Source organism: Pseudoalteromonas sp. Isolate3 (genome assembly GCF_022398505.1).
Taxonomy (GTDB): Bacteria; Pseudomonadota; Gammaproteobacteria; order Enterobacterales; family Alteromonadaceae; genus Pseudoalteromonas; species Pseudoalteromonas apostichopi.
In genome coordinates this window covers 1-3,725 of the sequence record NZ_JAKEVN010000196.1, presented here as the reverse complement: position 1 = coordinate 3,725, position 3,725 = coordinate 1, and the positions used below count along the sequence as shown (strand labels likewise).

Genomic DNA, 3,725 nt, shown 5'->3' with positions numbered 1-3,725 from the left:
AGCATTGCTAATTAAGCTCGTATTTACTGAGTCTTCGCAAATACAAGCGACCATTGTCGCCGCTCACGTACTCAAATACAAGTAATTAGAAGACTAAATTGACAATTAGTTAACTCATTTCATACTTAATGAGTTAATACTTTTAAGGTAATCAAGATGTCAAACTCGCGTTCTTTCAAGTTTGCAACGTTTAACTTATTAAATTATACCGCGCCCCCCTACTCGTTTTATCAATTGCATGAGCGGTATAACAAAACTCAGTGGCAACAAAAACAATTGTTTGTTGCTAATTTTTTGAGTGAATCAAGCCCGGATGTGGTGGCATTTCAAGAAGTGTTTAGTCAACATGCCTTAGAAGTTCAATGTAAAGAAGCTGGCTATGACTACTTTAAAACAGTCGATAACCCATCTCATGATGCGTTGTACCCGCAAGTATTGTTCAACCCTGTGGTTGCAATTGCAAGTAAATACCCATTTAAATCAGTTGAGGCACTAGCACCTTGCCCCGAATTACTTGAGTATTTAAATAATCAAAACGAGTTCAAATTTAATCGCACACCTATTAAGTGTTTAATTGACCTTCCTGAATTTGGTGAAGTTTGCTTTTATGTGGTTCATTTTAAATCACAACGAGTGCAGTCAATGGCGCACATACTTAATATACATAACCTTGAAGATCCACTTTTGCAGTTGCTACACCAGACAGTTGGCACCATGCAATCACAAATTTCACGATCACTAGAAGCATCGATTGTTTATTATGACGCCCTTAAAACCCAGCGAGAAAAACAGTGTGCAACATTAGTTATGGGTGATTTTAATGATGTACTTACCAGTCCGACATTGTCATTTATGACTCAAGGTTTTCACCCAACTCGTTGTGAACCCTGCATAGAACATAACGAACCCGTTGTTGGTTTAACAGACAGCTTTGAGTTTAGCCGCTGTTTTAATGAGAATAAATCAAAACCCTTCAGCCATTATTACCAAGGGAAAGGTAATGTGCTTGATTACATTCTCGCCTCAGCGCATTTTAACCCTGATTGCCAAGTTTCTAAGGTTAAAACGCTCGACTATGAAAGTTATGACAAACATATTTCACCGACACAATTAATCGAAGATATCAGTGTCAGTGACCACAGTATTATTGCTATAAAAATTCATTTTTAAAGCAACTGTTTTTCATAACGTTACTTGCTATAATTGCGCAAATTAAGTTATTTAGAGAATGACCATGAGAACATGCGGTGTAGAAATCACAGGTAGTGACGTACTACTTTGTATTTTAACCAAAGACAATGATGTATTTGATATCCGTGACATCAGACAAACACGCTTTACTTTAGCAAATGGTAATGACACTGAGGTTATGCGTAAGTTTCAGTTTGATTTTAGAAAGCTAATGCAAGATTATCAAATTGACTCTGTTGCGATTAAAGAGCGTCAGCCAAAAGGTAAGTTCGCCGGAAGCGCGAAAGGCTTTAAAATGGAAACAGCTATTCAGCTGATTGACGAATTGGATGTACAGATTTTTTCTGCAACGACAATTAAAGAGCAGCTAAAACGTAACCCCTTACCTATCGATTTCGAAGATACAGGCCTTAAGAAGTTCCAGGAAAATGCCTTTATCAGTGCCTATGTATACCTAATGCGTAAGACATATAAGCAAGACGAACAATAACCTAACAATAAAACGTGCTTCGGCACGTTTTTTATACCCACGATTCCATTTACTTTTCTGTAATCTCAAAATCCCTCTGTACATTAGTCTTATATAGCTTTTATTTGTCGACAATCTATGTTTAGTTAATTAGGTACGCATGTTTTGAAAATCACCCACAATGTTTTTCAATTCTTTTGCATCAAGTCCACGACAACAAATTAACCGGACACGGAGATAACAATGCAGACAAAGAACACACAAAGTAATGCGCTTCCACTTTCTCATAGTTATTATAAAGGTTGCACATACAGTCCTTTGATAGATAAAACAATCGGGCAGTATCTTGATGATATTGTCGACAATTACCCAGAACACCCCGCTATAGTGGTTCATCATCAACAGATCCGTTTAACTTATAAACAATATCAACATCAGATTAATCAGCTTGCCATGGGGTTGTTAGCTATCGGTGTTAAACCTGGTGACCGTGTAGGCATTTGGTCACCTAATAATATTGAATGGTGCTTAACCCAATTTGCCACAGCCAAGATTGGGGCAATAATGGTATGCATTAACCCTGCGTACCGACCAAACGAGTTAAAATACGCTCTGAACAGTGTTGAATGTTCAACACTTATCACAGCAAGTGAGTTTAAAGCGAGTAATTATATTAGCATGCTCAATGAACTAGCGCCTGAGCTTAGTAATTCAGAACCTGGTGAATTAAATTTAAGCGCTCTACCACATTTAAAAAACATAATTCGAATTGGTAACGAGCCAGCACCTGGGATGTTTAGTTTTAACGATATTATGCAACGCGCTACAGATGCCCATAAGCTAGAGCTAGATGCAATTGCTGCCACTTTGCATTGTGACCAAGATATCAATATTCAATTTACTTCTGGTACCACAGGTAATCCAAAAGGAGCTACTTTATCGCATAAAAACATCTTGAATAATGGTTTTTTAATGGCACAAGCGATGAAACTTACTCATATGGATAAACTTTGTATACCTGTGCCCCTTTATCATTGCTTTGGTATGGTGCTTGGTAATTTAGTATGTATAAGTAAAGGTGCCACCGCGGTTTTCCCTGGTGATTCATTTGATCCTAAAACAACCCTTGAAGTGGTTGAAAAAGAACGTTGCACAGGTTTACATGGTGTACCGACCATGTTTATTGCCGAGTTAGAACTCAAAGAATTCGCAAACTACGATTTATCTAGCCTACGTACAGGTGTTATGGCCGGTTCTACGTGTCCTGAACAAGTAATGCGTAAAGTTCATACTTTGATGCATATGACAGAAGTGGTAATTGGCTATGGTCAAACTGAATGTAGCCCTATCAATAATGTTACAGAAACCGATTCACCGCTAGAAAAACAAGTGACCACGGTAGGCCGTGCATTAGCACATACTGAAGTTAAAATCATCGACGAATTAGGCGACGTACAAAAAGTAGGTATACCCGGTGAAGTATGTAGCCGTGGCGCAGGCATTATGCGTTGTTATTGGAACGACGAAGAAAAAACTAACGCAACTATCGATAAAGAAGGCTGGTTACATTCTGGTGATCTAGGTGTAATGGATAAAGATGGATTTGTTGCAATAGTTGGTCGTATCAAAGACATGATTATCCGCGGTGGCGAAAACATATACCCAAGAGAAATTGAAGAGGTTCTGTATACCTACCCCGGCATTCAAGATGCAGCAATTTTTGGTATTAGCGATGAAAAATATGGTGAAGAAGTCTGCGCTTGGATACAACCCAAAGATGATGCAGTGCTTGATGAAAATGCCATTCGCGAATTTTTAAAAGACAAACTTGCCTATTTCAAAGTACCAAAATACATTCGCTTTGTTGAAGAATACCCAATGACAGTGACTGGTAAACTACAAAAATTCAAAATGCGCGAACAAATGCAAGAACTCCTCAGCGAAAAAGCTTTTTCGTAATCATTTGCTTGCAAAATACAACCTAATTTCAGCCAAGCTCAGCAACGCCTGAGCTTTTTAAATTTATTATGACTCCTATTTATTAGAACTCCCATGTTATGAAAAG

Annotated in this window: 3 protein-coding genes; all 3 read left to right on the top strand. The window is 38.0% G+C overall.

All coding sequences use genetic code 11. From position 1 onward, the window contains the following. Positions 1–156 precede the first annotated feature (156 nt). The 3 genes from L1D46_RS20010 (at position 157) to L1D46_RS20000 (ending at position 3,619) form a co-directional block, all read left to right on the top strand. Entirely contained in the window at positions 157–1,170 is a 1,014-nt protein-coding gene (locus L1D46_RS20010) for an endonuclease/exonuclease/phosphatase family protein (RefSeq protein ID WP_239978120.1), read from the top strand. 64 nt (positions 1,171–1,234) lie between these two features. Next, the gene (locus L1D46_RS20005; RefSeq protein WP_130052294.1) at positions 1,235–1,681 is read left to right on the top strand and encodes a DUF3010 family protein; all 447 of its coding nucleotides are present in this window, start codon (positions 1,235–1,237) and stop codon (positions 1,679–1,681) included. A gap of 222 nt (positions 1,682–1,903) precedes the next feature. Beyond that, complete coding sequence (locus L1D46_RS20000; protein ID WP_239978119.1) at positions 1,904–3,619, top strand: AMP-binding protein; 1,716 nt, start codon at positions 1,904–1,906, stop codon at positions 3,617–3,619. The last annotated feature ends 106 nt before the right edge of the window (positions 3,620–3,725 follow it).